Source organism: Pseudomonas sp. E6002, assembly GCF_013385565.1.
GTDB lineage: Bacteria > Pseudomonadota > Gammaproteobacteria > Pseudomonadales > Pseudomonadaceae > Aquipseudomonas.
On sequence record NZ_JACAPT010000030.1, the window covers coordinates 1 to 15,720 of the forward strand.

The 15,720-nt window shown below is 62.7% G+C and carries 17 protein-coding genes; 2 read left to right on the forward strand and 15 right to left on the reverse strand.

Going from position 1 to position 15,720, the window contains the following annotated elements:
- The 7 genes from HX815_RS24375 to HX815_RS24405 form a co-directional block, all read right to left on the reverse strand.
- On the reverse strand, positions 1 to 1,335 hold a 1,335-nt coding region (locus tag HX815_RS24375), incomplete at its 3' end, for a DUF6531 domain-containing protein (RefSeq protein WP_256344249.1).
- Positions 1,336 to 1,509: 174 nt separating this feature from the next.
- A complete protein-coding gene (locus tag HX815_RS24380) occupies positions 1,510 to 2,271 on the reverse strand; it encodes an SDR family oxidoreductase (RefSeq protein ID WP_177022141.1) in 762 nt (253 codons plus the stop codon).
- Complete coding sequence (locus tag HX815_RS24385; RefSeq protein ID WP_177022140.1) at positions 2,264 to 3,064, reverse strand: SDR family NAD(P)-dependent oxidoreductase; 801 nt, start codon at positions 3,062 to 3,064, stop codon at positions 2,264 to 2,266. The genes HX815_RS24380 and HX815_RS24385 overlap by 8 nt, the downstream gene beginning before the upstream one ends.
- Positions 3,057 to 3,878 carry a molybdenum cofactor biosynthesis F family protein gene (locus HX815_RS24390; protein WP_177022139.1) on the reverse strand — a complete coding sequence of 274 codons (822 nt, stop codon included), beginning with the start codon at positions 3,876 to 3,878 and terminating at the stop codon, positions 3,057 to 3,059. Before HX815_RS24390 ends, HX815_RS24385 begins: the two co-directional genes overlap by 8 nt.
- 86 nt (positions 3,879 to 3,964) lie before the next feature.
- Positions 3,965 to 4,624 (reverse strand): LuxR C-terminal-related transcriptional regulator, encoded by a 660-nt coding sequence (locus HX815_RS24395; RefSeq protein WP_177029007.1) that lies wholly within the window; start codon positions 4,622 to 4,624, stop codon positions 3,965 to 3,967.
- A 52-nt stretch (positions 4,625 to 4,676) separates the two neighbouring features.
- Positions 4,677 to 5,042 (reverse strand): cupin domain-containing protein, encoded by a 366-nt coding sequence (locus HX815_RS24400; protein WP_003209872.1) that lies wholly within the window; start codon positions 5,040 to 5,042, stop codon positions 4,677 to 4,679.
- A 145-nt stretch (positions 5,043 to 5,187) separates the two neighbouring features.
- Positions 5,188 to 6,486, reverse strand: a complete 1,299-nt coding sequence (locus HX815_RS24405; RefSeq protein ID WP_177029008.1) for an FAD-binding oxidoreductase — start codon at positions 6,484 to 6,486, stop codon at positions 5,188 to 5,190.
- Positions 6,487 to 6,681: 195 nt separating this feature from the next.
- Here HX815_RS24405 and hpaR point away from each other — a divergent pair, with 195 nt between their 5' ends.
- Complete coding sequence (gene hpaR, locus HX815_RS24410; protein WP_003209875.1) at positions 6,682 to 7,104, forward strand: homoprotocatechuate degradation operon regulator HpaR; 423 nt, start codon at positions 6,682 to 6,684, stop codon at positions 7,102 to 7,104.
- Positions 7,105 to 7,236: 132 nt separating this feature from the next.
- On the opposite strand, the gene hpaI is transcribed toward hpaR, so the two are convergent.
- The 8 genes from hpaI to HX815_RS24450 all read right to left on the reverse strand — a co-directional run bounded on the left by hpaI (position 7,237) and on the right by HX815_RS24450 (position 14,665).
- A complete protein-coding gene (gene hpaI, locus HX815_RS24415; protein ID WP_177029009.1) occupies positions 7,237 to 8,037 on the reverse strand; it encodes a 4-hydroxy-2-oxoheptanedioate aldolase in 801 nt (266 codons plus the stop codon).
- Positions 8,038 to 8,055: 18 nt separating this feature from the next.
- On the reverse strand, positions 8,056 to 8,859 hold the full coding sequence (gene hpaH, locus HX815_RS24420) for a 2-oxo-hept-4-ene-1,7-dioate hydratase (protein WP_177021252.1): 804 nt from the start codon (positions 8,857 to 8,859) through the stop codon (positions 8,056 to 8,058).
- Positions 8,860 to 8,869: 10 nt separating this feature from the next.
- On the reverse strand, positions 8,870 to 10,174 hold the full coding sequence (locus HX815_RS24425) for an MFS transporter (protein ID WP_177029010.1): 1,305 nt from the start codon (positions 10,172 to 10,174) through the stop codon (positions 8,870 to 8,872).
- 51 nt (positions 10,175 to 10,225) lie between these two features.
- Positions 10,226 to 10,618 (reverse strand): 5-carboxymethyl-2-hydroxymuconate Delta-isomerase, encoded by a 393-nt coding sequence (locus tag HX815_RS24430; RefSeq protein WP_008437184.1) that lies wholly within the window; start codon positions 10,616 to 10,618, stop codon positions 10,226 to 10,228.
- A 142-nt stretch (positions 10,619 to 10,760) separates the two neighbouring features.
- Positions 10,761 to 11,618 (reverse strand): 3,4-dihydroxyphenylacetate 2,3-dioxygenase, encoded by an 858-nt coding sequence (hpaD, locus tag HX815_RS24435; protein ID WP_003209884.1) that lies wholly within the window; start codon positions 11,616 to 11,618, stop codon positions 10,761 to 10,763.
- A gap of 148 nt (positions 11,619 to 11,766) precedes the next feature.
- The gene (gene hpaE, locus HX815_RS24440; RefSeq protein ID WP_017478950.1) at positions 11,767 to 13,227 is read right to left on the reverse strand and encodes a 5-carboxymethyl-2-hydroxymuconate semialdehyde dehydrogenase; all 1,461 of its coding nucleotides are present in this window, start codon (positions 13,225 to 13,227) and stop codon (positions 11,767 to 11,769) included.
- Between the two features lie 5 nt (positions 13,228 to 13,232).
- Entirely contained in the window at positions 13,233 to 14,003 is a 771-nt protein-coding gene (locus HX815_RS24445) for a fumarylacetoacetate hydrolase family protein (RefSeq protein WP_134326178.1), read from the reverse strand.
- Positions 14,000 to 14,665, reverse strand: coding sequence for a fumarylacetoacetate hydrolase family protein (locus HX815_RS24450; RefSeq protein WP_102368624.1), 666 nt, complete (start codon positions 14,663 to 14,665; stop codon positions 14,000 to 14,002). Before HX815_RS24450 ends, HX815_RS24445 begins: the two co-directional genes overlap by 4 nt.
- 143 nt (positions 14,666 to 14,808) lie before the next feature.
- Here HX815_RS24450 and hpaA point away from each other — a divergent pair, with 143 nt between their 5' ends.
- A complete protein-coding gene (gene hpaA / locus HX815_RS24455; RefSeq protein ID WP_003209891.1) occupies positions 14,809 to 15,711 on the forward strand; it encodes a 4-hydroxyphenylacetate catabolism regulatory protein HpaA in 903 nt (300 codons plus the stop codon).
- Positions 15,712 to 15,720: the final 9 nt, after the last annotated feature.

Sequence of the window (15,720 nt, forward strand, 5' to 3'; positions counted from 1 at the left end):
ATACAACCGCGTCCAGGCAAACGGCAGCACACCCTCCAACGAGCCATCCGTAAGGGTCAGCAGCTCTTCACCGGTAACCATCGAAACCGGGCAGCCATTGGTACAGGTATTCGCCGAACAGACCGAAGCATCTCCATTGGGATTTTTCGCCGAAGCAGGCACATCATCCACAGGCTCCTGCTTCACCAACGCCGTGCGCGCCGTCTTCGGCTCCCGCACCATCGGTGCCGGGTTGGAAATCTCGTCCACGCCAGCCTTCAACGGCACCGCCGCAGCCTTCACCGGCACTGCATGACTCTGAAGCGATAACGGCTTAAGCACCTCCGCATGCCTATCCAGCGGGGCCGTACCGCCCAACTTGGCAATCTGTTCCAACCACTCCCGTGCCCGCTCGGACCTGACCTTGCCCAGCACCTGCGCGCCCAGCCGTACCGCCACACCCATACCGCCGGTAGCCCACAGCAACAGCAGGTTGAGCAACACCTCGGTGGTGATTTCCCCGAGCAACTCAAACATGTAGTGCGGCGGCAGCATGCGCATCCAACTGACCATTGCGGACAGGTAGATGAACAGCAGCGGCTCGTCGCTGAGAATCAACAATCCTTTGGCAATCGCCTCATGACTGAGCTTCAGGAGCGCTCCAAGCTCGGCTTGGGAGAGGTACTGCAGGAGCTTTTCGCTGTTGGGCTTGATGTCTGCCAACCACTGGTACAGCTGCGCAATACCGTCCCAGAGGCCGTAAAGCACGTTTTCAAAGCCCCGCGCATAAGCCAGTTGCAGCGAGGTGTAGCGCTCGCCATAACCCGCCTTGGCATAGCTCTCCCATATCGGCTTGAACGTGCTCGTCCACTGACCGCGCAAGTTGCCTTCCAGCGAGCTGATCTCGGACTGATAGGAGGCATACAGTGCCTTGATGTGGTCCCTGGAAACGTTGGGGTAGAAGCTGACTCGATACTGCCGGTCGACGGTGCACTCGGTGACTTCGAGCATGCCGCTGGGGCCGATGGTCTTATGGATGGGATCGCCGAGGGGACCACCGTCTTGCGCGACTTCCTGCAGCATCACCGGCGTATTGCCGATGGGCACGAACCGTGTGCTCTGGAACATGTGCACCAGGGTCAACGGTGAGTTGGCCTTGCAGGTCGCGACGGTGCTGGCGGGATACAGGGAACGGGTGATGGGCGCGACCAGCGAAACCTCGTCGCCGACCTTGAACACCTGCTCGACATCCAGCGCCGAAAAGCTCCAGAAGCTCTCGGCCCACGCGTCGTAGGTGTTCAGGCAATGTGTGAAGTCGTTGAGAACCCCATCGACGTCGCGCGTCTTCGGGTCCATCGCCGCCACGACCAGAAAGCCAATGGCGGGAATCAAGAGGCAGCCCCATCGGGCAGGGCATTAATCGAAAAAAACATCGGCGTTCCCTCGCGCTGTGTGATCAGGCGAGGGACTTTGCAGAGGTTCTCAGGGCAGGGGAGTAGAGGTTATCCGGCAGTTCGGTAGGACGTTTCGTTAAACCTCCGGCAAGGTCGAGCCGCCATCCACCACCAGCGTCTGCCCAGTGATATAGCCCGCCAGGTCCGATGCCAGGAACAGCATTGCCCCGGCAATATCCGACGGTGCGCCCAGCCGTCCCAGTGGCACCCGGCTGGCGATCTGTGCATTTACCTGGTCATCCCCCAGGTTGCCCATGGCCGGGGTTGCGATCATGCCGGGCTCCACACCGTTGACTCGCACATTCAAACCGGCCAGTTCCAGCGCCGCATTGCGAATGAACCCGTTGACCCCGGCCTTCGACGCCGCATAGTGACTCAACCCCGGAAACGCAACCCGCGGCCCCGTGACAGACGACGTAACCAGCACGCAGCCCCGACCCTGACGGCGGAACATCGGCAGCGCCGCCTGGGTCAGCCAGAACAACGCCGAGAGGTTGACCGCCAAGGTACGGCCGAGCATCGCCGGAGTGATCTCGGCAAAGGGCGTCAGCGGAAAATACCCGGCGTTATGCACCAGAATATCCAGCCGCTCCCAGTCGTGCTCCACCCCTGCAATCAGCTCGAAAACCGCAGCCGCATCCGCCAGATCCACCGTCACCGCTTCCACCTGGCAGCCGCGCCCGCACAGCTCCAGCGCGAGCGCCTCTGCCAGTTGCAGGTCGGCGATCATCACCCGCGCGCCCCGCAGGGCAAACGCTTCGACGATGGCCCGACCAATACCCTGGGCGCCACCCGTTACCAATACGTTGCGACCAGTGAAATCCAGGTCTTCATTCATGACGCTGCTCCATACGCGCATAGGCCAGCGTCGGCACATCGACAATGCTTGAGCCCCCGTCCGCCACCAGCGTCGCACCCGTAATGATCGACGCGTCACTGGAGGCCAGGAAGCGGCACACCCTGGCGATTTCTTCAGCGCTGGCCGGCCGGCGCAACGGCACGTCGGCGCACACCCGGTCATAGGCGTGTTGCAGCGTTTCGCCATAAAAGTCCATCAACGGCTGCATCTCCTCATCCGCCATCGGCGTGCGCACCCAGCCGGGGCACACCGCGTTCACCCGCACCCCGCGCGGGCCGTAATCCCGCGCCAGCGAGCGATTGAGCCCGAGCAAGGCATGCTTGGCCGTGGTGTAGCCGCACACCTCGGGCCCGGCAGCCAGTGAGGCAATCGAACCCATCAGCACGATGTTCCCGCCACTTTCCAGCAGCAGCGGCAAACACGCCCGCGCACTGTAGAAGGCGCTGTCGAGGTTGCTGCGCAGCGCCGCTTCCCAGGTCTGCGGGCTGGTGTCGGTGGCGCTGCCCACGCCATGGCCGCCCGCACAGGCCAGCAGCACGTCGATCCGCCCATAGTGCTGGCGAATCTGCGCAATAAAACCCTCCCAGGTCTGCGGGCAGGCCGCATCACCCACCAACACCAACCCCCCGGTTTCCCGCGCGACCTGCTCCAGCGGTTCGCGACGACGGCCGATCAGTATCAACTGCGCACCCTCGGCAGCATACAGCCGGGCGCACGCAGCACCGATGCCCGTGCCGGCCCCGGTGATCACAATCGTGCGCGGCTCAGTCATCAGGATGCTCCGTGCGATTGAGCACCTGGCAGTAGGAACTGATGGGAAAGTTCGATAGTTCATCGAAGGAGGCGTCGGCATAGCCAAAGATCTTGCCGTCGCTGCGGTGTTGCTGCAGGTCGATCAGCACCAGGCCGAGGGTGGGGATGATTTTTTCGCGCCAGACGAACAGGTAGAGCTGGTCGGCGATCTTGTAGTAATCGCAGCGGTCGGTGTCGCACAGGCCTTGCTCGACACCCTTGAGGCATTGCCAGGCGTAGAACTGGTGGTTGAGGTAGATGTGCTCGTAGACCTCGCTCGGGCTGTAGCGATACTGGTTGCGCAGGCCGATCAGGTCGGTGGTTGGTGCGTGGGGGCATTGGCCTGGCTGCCACGGGCGGTCGAGGCTGCCGTGGAGGAATTCCACTTCCACTGAAGTCAGCGGCTTGCCGGCAAGGGCGCGGCTGTAGAGGCCTTCGCGGGTTTGTTCCTGGGTGGGCATGCGCCCGAGCACAGCGGTGAACGAAGCGCTGGCGGTGTCGAGCACCAGGCTGACCGACCAGTCCTGCGTGCCTTCGCGCTTGATGAAATCCACCAGGTACAGGCCTGGGCGCACCGAGGTCGCACGGTAGGTGGCGCTGCCGCTGGAGTGACCGTCGGCCGCGACCCAGGACAGGCTGTCGCGCTCGAACCGGTGCTCGATCTGCCAGCCATTGGCGAAGTGCAGCGTGAAGGCCTTGCCGCTCAGGTCGGCCAGGTTCGGCAGGATAAATGCCTCTGGGGCGAAGCCGTCGGCCAGGGCGCCCACGGTGATCCAGTCAGAAGGGGTGGTCATTTGCGATGCTCCGGTTGGGTGGGTGAACACCACGAATCATCGCGCCCGGGAGCAGGCGCGGGTATCAACCGGATGGTTGAGGCGAACTACAGAAACAGGCTGCCCACCAGCTCGGTACGACTGCTGACGCCGGTCTTGCGAAACAGGTTGATCAGGTGGGTCTTGATGGTGGGCAGGCCGACGTCCAGCTCCTGGGCCAGCTGTTTATTGCTGGCGCCCTGGCGCAACAGCAGGGCGATCTGGCGCTCCTTGGGTGTGAGACCGGCCAGCGCCTCTTCAGTGGGCTGCATGTTGGCCACCGCCAGTTGCAGCAAGGTTTGCAGGGCGTTCAGTTGGGCCAGTTGCTCGCCGGTGAAAGCGCCCTGGTCGGCGGTGCGCAACAGCGAAATCGCCGCCTGGGGCTGGCCGGCCCGCTGGGCGAAAATCTCCACCACATCGACCACGCCATAGCGCCGCAGAAAATCCCCATAGCGCCGGGTATCCCGCGCCGGCTGGCGGGCCATGGCAAGGCCCAGCGGCACCACCGCCAGGCCACTGGACAGGCAGTTGCGCGGTTGCAACGGGTCGAATTGGCGGTAGTTGTCGAGGTAGTCGCGGTGCATTTCGCCGCTCATGCCGTGCAACTGGAAATCCCGGGCTTGCAGCTGGCGGTCGACGCAATAGAACGCGGCCTGGCTGACCGGAATCAAGCGGGTGAAAGCCTGCAGGCACTGGTCGGCGACTTCGTGGGCGGGGAGAGCGTGCATGGGGGGGCACCTGCGCCAGAGGGCTGCCGACGGGTGCCGGCAGCCGGGGCTATCACACCACGGCGAAGTAGTGTTTGACGAAACTTTCGCTGACCACTTCCCACAGCACCGGGGTGCCCTTGGTCACGAACCAGCTGTCACCGGCCTTGTAGCGGGTGCTCTGGCCGGTGGACTCGTCGGTGAGCACCACTTCGCCGGTGACCACGGTGGCCTGTTCGGCAAACGGATAGACCATGCGGAACTTGCCCTGGGTGGTGCCGAAATAGGCGCTGCTGACCGGGTCGGTGGGGGCACCGAAGGTCATTTTGCCGAAGGCCCGGACTTCGCCTTCGAGGATGGTCGAGCCGAGGTCGGCGACGGTGCCCCAGGCGTCGAGTTCGGATAGCTGGATGTCTTTCTTGAGGGTAACGAGGGTCATGGCAGTTGCTCCTGATGAGAAAAAATTAGTGACCAACTGTAGGAGCGAGCTTGCTCGCGAAGGTCGTCAACGATGACGTTGGCGTCCTGGATTAACGCGGCGCCCTTGGGTTTTTCGCGAGCAAGCTCGCTCCTACAGGTGTTTGTCAGCGGCGGCCGTTCCAGTAACCGGAGAGCTGATGCCAGGATTTTCCGGCGGTGAGCAGCAGCGGGCGGATCGCGTCCTTGCCGATGATGGTCGGGCGATGGATCGAGCTGACCAGGTCATACCGCGCCGAGCCTTCGCTCATGCCTTCGGCCAGCACCTTGCAGATGATGTGGCTTGGGGTCACGCCGAAGCCCGAATAGCCCTGCACATAGAACGCGTTGCTGCGCCCGGGCAGGGTGCCGATCTGCGGGAACAGGTTCGGGCTGCAGGCCATCGGGCCGCCCCAGGCCAGGTCGATCTTCACGTCCTTGAGGTACGGGAAAATCTTCAGCATCAGGTTGCGGTTCCAGGCTTTCAAATCGCCGGGAATGTGCTCCACCAAAGGCGTGGCGGCGCCGAACAGCAGGCGGTTTTCGTTGGTGACGCGGTAGTAGTCGATCACCGGGCGAATGTCGCTGTAGGCCCCGCGAATCGGGCTGATACGGTTGATCAGTTCTTCGGACAACGGCTCGGTCATCATCTGGAACGCGTAGGTGTTGATGGTCGAGCGGTGCAGTTCCGGCTCCAGCTTGTTGAGGAAACTGTCGCAGGCCCATAGCAGCTTGCTGGCCTTGACCGAACCGCGGCCGGTGCGCACGGTGATGCGCTCGCCATAACTGACTTCCAGCGCCGGGCTGTTCTCGAAAATCCGCACGCCGTGGCCGGCCAGGGCCTTGGCTTCGCCCAGCAGCAGGTTCAACGAGTGCACATGCCCGCCGCCCATGTGCAGCAGGGCGCTGCTGTAGGCGTCGGAGCCGATGATCTGCTTGACGTCGGAGCCGCCAAGAAAGCGGATCTCGTGTTGGGTGTTGATGGATTTGAAGTCTTTCTCCCAGGCGCGCAGGGTCTTTTCCTGGCGGGCGTTGAAGCCCATGTAGCCATAGCCGTGGCAGAAGTCGGCATCGATGTCGTACTTGGCGATGCGGTTCTTGATGATGTCGGCGCCCAGGTCGCTGATCTCGAAGATCTGGCGCAGGCCGTCTTCACCCACGTCCTTCTTGATCTTTTCCAGGTCGTGGCCGATGCCGGCCATGATCTGCCCACCGTTGCGCCCGGTACCGCCAAAACCCAGGTAACGCGCTTCCAGCACGACGATGTTGGTGATGCCTTTTTCGGCGAGCTCCAGGGCGGTGTTGATCCCGGAAAAGCCGCCACCGATGATCACCACGTCGGCTTCCACGTCCTGCTCCAGGGTGGGGAAGCTGAGGTTGTATTTCTTGGTCGCCGTGTAATAGGTCGGCGTTTCGATATTGATCATTGCGCTGCCTGACAGTGAAGAGCTAATGAGTGTATTAAGGCCGTTGGCGCGCTGGATGTCTTGATTCTGTGTGCCGCCGGTTTTGATCCTGCGCGCCAGAGCCTTCGCCGGCTTCACAAGTTATAGCGTGAGGTGGGGAGGAGAGTGTTAGAGTTTCGTTAAAACATTAACTAAATCTATCGTGACCCTGAGCCTATGTTGAAACCCAGACAATCCCTGACCCTGACCTTGCTTCAGGCCCGTGAAGCGGCCATGAGTTTTTTCCGGCCCTCGCTGAATGAGCATGGGCTGACCGAGCAGCAATGGCGGGTTATTCGAATTCTCAGCCAGCATGACGAGCTGGAGATTTACCAACTGGCGGAACTGGCGTGCATTCTCAAGCCGAGCATGACCGGCGTGCTGGTGCGCATGGAGGCGGCGGGGATGGTGCACCGGCGCAAGGCCGAGCAGGATCAGCGGCGGGTGCTGGTGACGCTGGCGGAGAAGGGCAAGGCCAGTTTCGAGTCGATGAGCCAGTGCATGGAGGAGAATTACCAGCGGTTGCAGGAGCAGTTCGGGGAGGAGAAGTTGCAGGTGTTGCTGGGGTTGCTGGATGAGTTGAAGACTATCAAGCGCTGACACACCGCCGATCCAAATGTGGGAGCGGGCTTGCTCGCGAATGCGGTGGGTCAGCCAACAAACCTGGCACTGATACACCGCTTTCGCGAGCAAGCCCGCTCCCACATTTTGGATCTTTGTGGTTTCAGAGCGTCAGTACACGCCGCCGGTAATGGCCGGTGTTGCGGTGTCTTTGAATTTCGCCGCCAACCCCTGCAACCCGCGCATCAACACCGTCGTATCCACCCCTACCGCCACAAACGCCGCCCCAAGCTCGATATACCGCCGCGCCAGTTTCTCATCCGCACTCAAGATGCCCGCCGCCTTGCCGGCTTTTTGAATCCGCCCAATCGCGTCCTCAATCGCCGCCTGCACCTCGGGGTGCCCGGGATTCCCCCGGTGCCCCATGGCCGCGCTCAGGTCCGCCGGGCCGATAAACACCCCGTCCACTCCGTCAACCGCCGCAATCGCATCGAGGTTGTCCAGGCCTTCACGGTTCTCGATCTGCACCAGCAGGCACATCTGCGCATCGGCCTCATCCAGGTAACCGGGAATACTGTTCCAGCGCGACGCCCGCGCCAGCGCGCTGCCCACGCCCCGTACACCACCCGGTGGATAACGCATCGCCCGCACCAGCTGCCGTGCCTGGTCAGCCGTCTCCACCATCGGCACCAACAGCGTCTGCACGCCGATATCCAGCACCTGCTTGATCAACGCCGTATCGCCGATCACCGGGCGAATCACCGGTTGGCTGTCATAAGGCGCGACAGCCTGCAGTTGGCCGAGCATGCCGCGCAGGTCATTGGGCGCGTGCTCGCCGTCGATCAGCAGCCAGTCGAACCCGGCATTCGCCGCCAGTTCGGCGCAATAAGCGTCCGCCAAACCGAGCCACAGGCCGATCTGGGTCTCGCCACGTTGCAGGCGCTGCTTGAAGCGGTTGATGGGCATGTCCATGAAACAGTCCTCCAGTATTCAGACAAAGCGGCAGGAGATGGAACCCAGCATGTCGTAGTCGACATGGAAGGTGTCACCCGGATTCGCCGCCACCGGGCGGGTGAAGGAGCCGCCGAGGATGATCTGGCCGGGTTGCAGGGTGACGTCGTACGGCGCCAGTTTGTTCGCCAGCCAGGCCACGCCCTTGGCCGGATGGTTAAGTACCGCAGCCGACACCCCGGACTCTTCGATCACCCCGTTGCGGTACAGCACCGCCGGCACCTTGCGCAGGTCGATCTCGGTGGGGCGCACGGCGCGGCCGCCCATCACCACGCCGGCATTGGCGGCGTTGTCGGAAATGGTGTCGAACACCTTGCGGGTGGCGTTGGTGTGCGGGTCGATCTGCTGGATGCGGGCGTCGATGATTTCCAGCGCCGGGATCACCCATTCCGTGGCATCGAGCACATCGAAAATCGTGCAGTTCGGGCCCTTGAGCGGCTTGCCGAGGATGAACGCCAGTTCCACTTCCACCCTCGGCACGATGAAGCGCTCGAAGGGGATGTCGGTGCCTTCGTCGAAGAACATGTCATCGAGCAGGGCGCCGTAATCCGGCTCGGTGATGTTCGACGACACCTGCATCGCCCGCGACGTCAGGCCGATCTTGTGCCCGACCAGCTTGCGCCCGTCCTTGATTTTCCGGGCCACCCAGGCGCGCTGGATGGCGTAGGCGTCTTCAATCGTGATGTTCGGATGCTCCATGGAAAACTGGCGCACCTGTTCACGGGAACGCTCGGCCTGGTCGAGGCGGGCGGCGGCTTGCTGAATAAGGGCTTGATCAAGCATGACAAAATCTCTACTGGGGATTGACGATGGCCGCATGGGTGCGCAGCACCAGCAGGCCGCCGAGGGCGATAAGCAGCGCCAGCACGTACAGGGCCAGGCTCGCGCTTTGGGTGGTGTCGCGCATCCAGCCGATCAGGTAGGGCGCGAGGAACGAAGCGATGCTGCCGAACGAGCTGATCAGCGCGATGCCGGCCGCCTGGGTGCTGTTGGACAGGAACGCCGGCGGCAATTGCCAGAACATCGGCAGCGCAGCGCTGGCGCCCATGCCGGCGAGGATCAGGCCACCCAGCACCAGGGTCGGGTTGGTGGGCGAGAGCCCGGCCACCGCAATACCGATGGCCGACATCAGCAACGGCACGCACAGGTGCCAGCGGCGTTCGCGGTTGCGGTCGGACGAGCGCCCGCAGCCGATCATGAAGAAGCACCCGGCCAGATACGGTACGGCGCTCAGCAGGCCGACCTGGCTGTCGCGGCCGATGCCGGCGCCGTGGATCAGGGTGGGCATCCAGAACGCCAGGGTGTTCACCGCCAGCATCACCGCGAAGTACACCGCCACCAGCAGCCACACCTGCGGGTCACGCAGGATGCCGCCGAAGGAGGTGATGGATTTGCGCTGTTCTTCGGTGCTCAGTTGCTCGCGCAGTTGTTGCTTTTGCGCGGGCTCCAGCCATTTCACGGTTTCGAAGCTGTCGGGCAGGTATTTCAGGACGACCAGGCCGAGCAGCACCACCGGGGCGCCTTCGATCAGGAACATCCACTGCCAGCCCCGCAGCCCGCCGAAATCATGGAAGTTCTCCAGGATTGCACCGGACAACGGGCCGCCAATCACACCGGCCATGGGCACGGCAATCGCAAACAGTGCGGTGACTTGCGCGCGGCGGCGGGCCGGGTACCAGCGGTTGAGGAACACCAGGATCCCCGGGAAGAAGCCGGCTTCGGCCACCCCCAGCAGAAAGCGCAGCACGTAGAAGCCCGTGGAGCTTTCGATCCACAGCATGCTGGTGGAGAGCACGCCCCACACCACCATCAGGCAGGCGATCCAGCGCCGTGGGCCGACCCGGTCCAGGGCCATGTTGCTGGGTACGCCGAACAGCGCGTAGGCGATGAAAAACAGGCCGGCACCGAGGCCGTACACCGTGTCGCTGAAGTGCAGGTCGGTGCTCATCTGCATCTTGGCGAAGCCGATGTTGATGCGGTCCAGGTGGGCAAACAGGTAGCAGATCAGCAGCAACGGCATCAGTCGCCAGGTGACGATGCTGTGGGTGCGCTGATGTTCGATCAGGGTGGTGCTGTCGGCGGTAGTGGCTGTGCTCATGATGTTGTTCTTTTTTGTTTGAGTGGCCATGGGCGGAAAGGTGGGCTGTGGTCAGCCCGCCTGGTTCTTCAGGAATGCGTGCACGTTGTTCTGCTTGAAATTCAGCTCGGGGTGCAGCTCGATCATCTCGAACGACAACGCCAGCAACCGCTGGGATTGCAGCGCGGCGAAGTGTTCGGTGATGACCTTGAACAGGGCTTCGGCCACCGTTTTTCGGGTTTCCAGGTCGCGCCCGTGGCCGACCTTGAGGGTCATGTGGACGAAGGCGTAGTCATGCTTGCCGTCGGCCATGCGCCAGGTGTCCAGGCGCACTCCGCGACTGCGGATGCCCCCCAGGGGAAACACGCCGCTGTCCCCCAGCACGGCGTGAACCTGCTCGAACAGGGCCGGCAGGTTGGCCTGCTGCTCGATGTTGTCGGTGTATTCGGCGATGAAGTGCGGCATGTGTATCTCCTCTTTGGGTGAGGTGCAGCGAATTCCTTGTAGGAGCTGGCTTGCCTGCGATGGCATCAACTCGGTGAGACAGATACACCGAGGTGCCTGCATCGCAGGCAAGCCAGCTCCTACAGGTGATCTTCACCAAGGCTCATAAAGGGAAAATGGCATTGATCTGGCCGGTGCCCGAGCTGCCGAATGGCTGGGTGATGATCTCGGCCGGCTGGTTGTAGTCCGGCCCGCCCAGCAGTCCCAGGAGCATTGCGGTGTCGTGCATCTTGCCTTCGCCGAAGCAGTGCTCGGCGTAGTCCGGTAGCATTGCGCAGAACTCCTTGAAGCGGCCTTGCTTCCACATCTCCACCACGTGCAGGTCCATCTGTTTGTCGAATTCACGGGTCCAGTTGTGGATGTTGGCTTCGGCTTCGCGGTCGTCCGAGAAACGGTGGGAGAGGGAGCCCGAGGCCAGCACCAGCACTTTGCGGTCGCTCTTTTCGATGGCGCGGCGCACGGCGGCGCCAAACGCGAAGCTGTCTTCCAGGCGGTGCCAGGCGCACCACGCGGCAATCGAGATCACGTCGAACTTCTGCGCGTCCGGCACGCCCATGTGCATGTAGCGCATCGGCACCAGGGTGCCGTATTCCAGCTCCAGGCTCGGGATGTTGTGGGCCATGGTGCGCACGCCGGCCAGGTTGGCCTCGGCGGCGATCAACTCGCCCAGCTCGGGGCAGCCCGGGTACTCGTACTCCATGTTCTTGATGAAGTGCGGCAGCTCGTTGCTGGTGTAGGTGCCCTTGAAATGCTCGCCGCAATTGACGTGATAGCCGCTGTTGACCAGCCAGTGCACGTCGAACACCACGGCGGTGTCGGCCCCCAGTTCACGGGCGCGCCGCCCGATTTCCTTGTGCCCGGCGATGGCTGCTTCGCGGCAACCGTGGTGCTTGCCAGGCAGTTCCGACAGGTACATCGAGGGAACGTGGCAGATCTTTGCTGCCAGAACCACTTCGCCCATGATCATTCTCCTGAGTATTTATTCTTTTGTAGGAGCGAGCTTGCTCGCGAAAAACGTCAACGATAACGCAGCACTTCTGTTAGCCCGCGGCGCCTGCGGGTTCTTCGCGAGCAAGCTCGCTCCTACAGGTAGCGTTGTTTTATCCGGGTTACACACCCCAGCGCGGGATGTGGTGACTGCCCATGGAAATGCACACGTTCTTGATCTCGGCAAACACTTCGAAGCTGTACTGGCCGCCTTCACGGCCGGTGCCGGAACCTTTTACCCCACCAAACGGCTGGCGCAAGTCCCGCACGTTCTGGCTGTTGATGAACACCATGCCGGCTTCGATGCCGTAGGCCAGACGATGCGCCTTGCCGATGTCCTGGGTCCAGATATAGGACGCCAGGCCGTACTCGGTGTCGTTGGCCAGTTGCAGCGCTTCGGCTTCGTCCTTGAACGGGATCAGGCACACCACCGGGCCGAAGATCTCTTCCTGGGCGATGCGCATCTGGTTGTTCACATCGGCAAACACCGTCGGCTGGATAAACTGCCCGCGGCTCAAGTGCGCCGGCAGGTTGGCCGGGCGTTCCAGGCCGCCGGCCAGCAGGGTGGCGCCTTCCTCGAGGCCAATCCTGATGTAGCCGGTGACCTTGTCGTAGTGGGCCTGGGTGATCATCGAGCCGACCTGGGTCTTCGGGTCCTGCGGGTCGCCGACGATCAGGCGCTTGGCGCGGGCGGCAAATTCGGCGACGAACTGCGGGTATACGCTCTCCTGAATGAAGATCCGGCTGCCGGCGGTGCAGCGTTCACCGTTGAGCGAGAAGATGGTGAACAGTGCCGCGTCGAGGGCGCGGTCCAGGTCGGCGTCTTCAAAGATCAGCACCGGCGACTTGCCGCCCAGTTCCATGGAGTACTTTTTCAGCCCGGCGGTCTGCATGATTTTCTTGCCGGTGGCGGTACCGCCGGTGAAGGAAATCGCCCGCACGTCCGGGTGGCGCACCAGCGCATCACCGGCGGTGGCGCCGTAGCCCTGGATCACGTTCAGCACGCCGTTGGGGATCCCGGCTTCGACCGCCAGGCGCCCCAGTTCATTGGCCGTCAGCGGCGACAGCTCGGACATCTTCAGCACCGCGGTATTGCCCAGCGCCAGGCACGGCGCAGTCTTCCAGGTGGCGGTCATGAACGGCACGTTCCATGGCGACACCAACGCGCACACACCCACCGGCTGGTAAAGGGTGTAGTTGAGCATCTGGTCGTCCACCGGGTAACTGTGGCCGTCCATGCGGGTGCAGACTTCGGCGAAGAAATCGAAGTTGTGGGACGCCCGGGGAATCAGCACGTTCCTGGTCTGGTGGATCGGCAGGCCGGTGTCGAGGGTTTCCAGTTCGGCCAGGTGCGGCACGTTCTGTTCGATCAGCTCACCGAGCTTGCGCATCAGGCGGGCCCGTTCCTTGGCCGGCGTTCCCGCCCACTTCGGAAAGGCTTCCTTGGCGGCCGCTACCGCCTGCGCCACTTCCTCGGCCCCACCGCTGGCGACTTCACCGATGGCTTCGCCGGTGGCCGGGTTGTAGTTGATGAAGGTGTCTTTGCTCTCGACCTCACGGCCGTTGATCCAGTGTTTGATCATGTTGCTCAAGCCTCTTTACGGGCGGAGAAGAATTCCGCCTCGCTGACAATTCGATTGACCAGGCGACCGACGCCTTCCACTTCCACGACCACTTCATCCCCCGGCACCACATCCGCCAGGCCTTCCGGGGTGCCGGTGGCGATCATGTCGCCGGGCTGCAGGGTCATGAAGCTGGACAGGTACTCGATCAAATACGGGATGTCGAAAATCATGTCTTTCGTACTGCCTTCCTGGCGCAGTTCACCGTTGATCCAGGTGCGCAGCTTCAGGTTGCTCGGGTCCGGCACGTCGGCGACATCCACGATCCATGGGCCCACGGGCGTGGTGGCGTCGCGGTTTTTCACCCGCAGGTTGGGGCGGTAGTAGTTTTCCAGGTAGTCGCGGATCGCGTAGTCGTTGCACACCGTGTAGCCGGCCAGATACTCCAGGGCGTTCTCGCGCTTGACGTTGCGCGCAGGCTTGCCGATGACTGCCACCAGTTCGCACTCGTAGTGCATGTAGGCGACGTTGTCCGGGCGCCAGGTCACCTGGTTGTGGCCGGTGTAGGTGCCGGGGGACTTGATGAACGCCAGCGGTTCGGTCGGTGGCTTGAAGGCCAGTTCGGCGGCGTGGTCGGCGTAGTTCAGGCCGAGGGCAAACATGCTGCCGGTGGCCGGTGGCAGCCATTCGACCTGGTCTTCAGCCAGCAGGCGACCGTCGGCCAGGCGCACGGCGTTTTCAGCTTCTACCAGCACCTGGTGGGCTTCACCTTCAAAGCGAATACGGGCGTGTTTCATGACAGCTCCTCTGCCTTGATGTGGTTGACCAGGCGGCCCAGGCCGCTGATCTCGACTTCAACCGTGTCGCCGGGTTGCACATCCACCCGGCCTTCGGGCGTGCCGGTGATCAGCAGGTCGCCCTCGTGCAGGGTCATGAACTCGCTGATCTCGGCGATTAACTGCGGCAGGCTGCGTACGAAGTTGGCGGTGGAGTTTTGCTGGCGCAGTTCACCGTTGACGAACAGCTTCACGCTCAATTGATGCGGATTGGCGACCTGGTCGCGGGCCACCAGTTCCGGGCCCAATGCGCAGAAACCGTCCCGGCACTTGGCTTTCACCGCCGGGCGGTAGTAGCTGTCTTCCGGCAGGCTGAACTCATTGACGATGGTGTAGCCCGCCACATGCTCCAGGGCATTTTCGACACTGACCCGGCTGGCACTCTTGCCAATCACCACCCCGAGTGCCGGGCCCGGTTGCAGGCGTTCACCTTGCGGGTGCAGTACCACGCCGTCGTGGCCGTTGCGGGTATTGGGCGTCTTGATGAACAGCACCGGCTTCACCGGTGGTTTCTGGTAAGGCGCTTGTTCGAATTCGGCGAGACGTTGGTTCAGCAACCCCTGGTAGTTCAGCGCAACGCCGAACAGGGTGCCGTTCGCAACATCATGCAGGGCACGGCTCATGCTTTTCTCCTGGCAGTGGCGGGGCAGATTCGGACCTGCACCGTGGGAAATTCGTTAACGTGTTAACGTTATAATTAAGATGTTAACTATCGTCAAGCGTGGCAATATTTCAGGGCAGTCAAAACAACAAAGAGAATGCAGTGATGAGCGATCGTCAGCCGATCCCCAACATCAACATCGGGCAGGTCTACGACCAGCGTTACAGCGATGCCGAGGTGCACTACGACCGGCTCGGCAACCTGGCGGGATTTTTTGGCCGCAACATGCCGGTGCATCGCCATGACCGGTTTTTCCAGGTGCATTACGTCAAGACCGGCGCGGTGCGGGTCTACCTGGACGACCAGCAGTACCTCGAATCCGGGCCGATGTTTTTCCTCACGCCGCCGACGGTGGCGCATTCGTTCGTCACCGAAGCCGACGCCGACGGCCATGTGCTGACCGTGCGCCAGCAACTGGTGTGGGCCTTGATTGACGCCGACCCCAGCCTGGCCCCCGGCGCACAATTGCCGGCGGCCTGCGTGGCGTTGGCGCGGCTGGCCCCGGAGTTTCAGCCCGAGGTGCGCCGCCTGGAATTCCTGTTTGATGAGCTGTGCAGCGAGATCAACGCCCAGGCCAGCGGGCGCGGTTCGGCGCTGGACAGCCTGACACGGCTGATCATGATCAGCCTGCTGCGGCTCTGCGCCAATTCCCTGGAAGCCCGGCCTGCACGGCACGAAGACCTGCGGATCTTCCACCGCTTCAACGAACTGATCGAAGACCACTACCTGCAACACTGGCCGCTGTCGCGCTACGCCGACGGTATCGGCGTCACTGAAGCGCGGCTCAACGAGGTGTGCCGACGCATCGCCGACCTGCCGTCCAAGCGCCTGATTCTGGAGCGGCTGATGCAGGAGGCCCGACGCCTGCTGCTGTTCACCGGCAGTTCGGCGAATGAAATCTGCTACCAGTTGGGGTTCAAGGACCCGGCGTATTTCAGCCGGTTCTTCCAGCGCTACGCGCAGATGACGCCGGGGGAATACCGCCAGCGTCAATCGGGGTTGCGTTGAGGTGGCCAG

Excerpts from the sequence above, each read along its gene's own strand:
- HX815_RS24380 (WP_177022141.1), bottom strand. The coding sequence starts at position 2,271 with ATGAATGAAGACCTGGATTTCACTGGTCGCAACGTATTGGTAACGGGT.
- HX815_RS24385 (WP_177022140.1), bottom strand. The coding sequence starts at position 3,064 with ATGACTGAGCCGCGCACGATTGTGATCACCGGGGCCGGCACGGGCATC.
- HX815_RS24390 (WP_177022139.1), bottom strand. The coding sequence starts at position 3,878 with ATGACCACCCCTTCTGACTGGATCACCGTGGGCGCCCTGGCCGACGGC.
- HX815_RS24395 (WP_177029007.1), bottom strand. The coding sequence starts at position 4,624 with ATGCACGCTCTCCCCGCCCACGAAGTCGCCGACCAGTGCCTGCAGGCT.
- HX815_RS24400 (WP_003209872.1), bottom strand. The coding sequence starts at position 5,042 with ATGACCCTCGTTACCCTCAAGAAAGACATCCAGCTATCCGAACTCGAC.
- HX815_RS24405 (WP_177029008.1), bottom strand. The coding sequence starts at position 6,486 with ATGATCAATATCGAAACGCCGACCTATTACACGGCGACCAAGAAATAC.
- hpaR (WP_003209875.1), top strand. The coding sequence starts at position 6,682 with ATGTTGAAACCCAGACAATCCCTGACCCTGACCTTGCTTCAGGCCCGT.
- hpaI (WP_177029009.1), bottom strand. The coding sequence starts at position 8,037 with ATGGACATGCCCATCAACCGCTTCAAGCAGCGCCTGCAACGTGGCGAG.
- hpaH (WP_177021252.1), bottom strand. The coding sequence starts at position 8,859 with ATGCTTGATCAAGCCCTTATTCAGCAAGCCGCCGCCCGCCTCGACCAG.
- HX815_RS24425 (WP_177029010.1), bottom strand. The coding sequence starts at position 10,174 with ATGAGCACAGCCACTACCGCCGACAGCACCACCCTGATCGAACATCAG.
- HX815_RS24430 (WP_008437184.1), bottom strand. The coding sequence starts at position 10,618 with ATGCCGCACTTCATCGCCGAATACACCGACAACATCGAGCAGCAGGCC.
- hpaD (WP_003209884.1), bottom strand. The coding sequence starts at position 11,618 with ATGGGCGAAGTGGTTCTGGCAGCAAAGATCTGCCACGTTCCCTCGATG.
- hpaE (WP_017478950.1), bottom strand. The coding sequence starts at position 13,227 with ATGATCAAACACTGGATCAACGGCCGTGAGGTCGAGAGCAAAGACACC.
- HX815_RS24445 (WP_134326178.1), bottom strand. The coding sequence starts at position 14,003 with ATGAAACACGCCCGTATTCGCTTTGAAGGTGAAGCCCACCAGGTGCTG.
- HX815_RS24450 (WP_102368624.1), bottom strand. The coding sequence starts at position 14,665 with ATGAGCCGTGCCCTGCATGATGTTGCGAACGGCACCCTGTTCGGCGTT.
- hpaA (WP_003209891.1), top strand. The coding sequence starts at position 14,809 with ATGAGCGATCGTCAGCCGATCCCCAACATCAACATCGGGCAGGTCTAC.